This window comes from Methylorubrum aminovorans (assembly GCF_022179725.1).
Taxonomy (GTDB): domain Bacteria; phylum Pseudomonadota; class Alphaproteobacteria; order Rhizobiales; family Beijerinckiaceae; genus Methylobacterium; species Methylobacterium aminovorans.
Map to the genome: position 1 here is coordinate 1 of NZ_BPRC01000101.1, position 653 is coordinate 653.

Consider the following 653-nt stretch of genomic DNA (forward strand, 5'->3'; position numbering starts at 1 on the left):
CCCTCGCCGCGCGGGTAGCGCAGGGCGATCGGGCCCGAATCGTGCGCGTGGCAGGTCGCCACCATGTGCACCAGCTCCGCCTCGTCGGCGGCCGCCATCACCGTCATGTTCGGCAAGCAGCAGAGATAGGCCAGATCGAACGCGCCCGCATGCGTGGCGCCATCCGCTCCCACTAGGCCGGCCCGGTCGAGGCAGAACCGCACGGGCAGGTTCTGCAAGGCCACGTCGTGCACGACCTGATCGTAGGCCCGCTGCAGGAAGGTCGAGTAGATCGCCACGAACGGCTTGTAGCCCTCGGTGGCGAGGCCGCCGGCAAAGGTCACCGCGTGCTGCTCGGCGATGCCGACGTCGAAGGTCTTGTCCGGATGCGCCTTGCCGAACAGGTCGATCCCGGTGCCGCCGGGCATGGCCGCGGTGATCGCCACCACCTTCGGGTCGGCATCGGCCGCCTTGATCAGGCTCTCGCCGAACACGCGGGTATAGGCCGGGGCGTTCGCCTTGGCCTTGGCCTGGACCCCTGAGACCACGTCGAACTTCACCACGCCGTGGTAGCGGTCGGCGCTGGCTTCCGCCGGCGCGTAGCCCTTGCCCTTCTGCGTCACCACGTGGAGCAGGATCGGGCCCTGATCCGAGTCGCGCACGTTCTTCAGGAC

General features: G+C 69.1%; 1 pseudogene. It reads right to left on the reverse strand.

Annotation, left to right across the window (positions count from 1 at the left end):
* Window positions 1–653 (reverse strand): annotated as a pseudogene (locus MFF24_RS28685) (1-deoxy-D-xylulose-5-phosphate synthase); the annotation flags it as partial.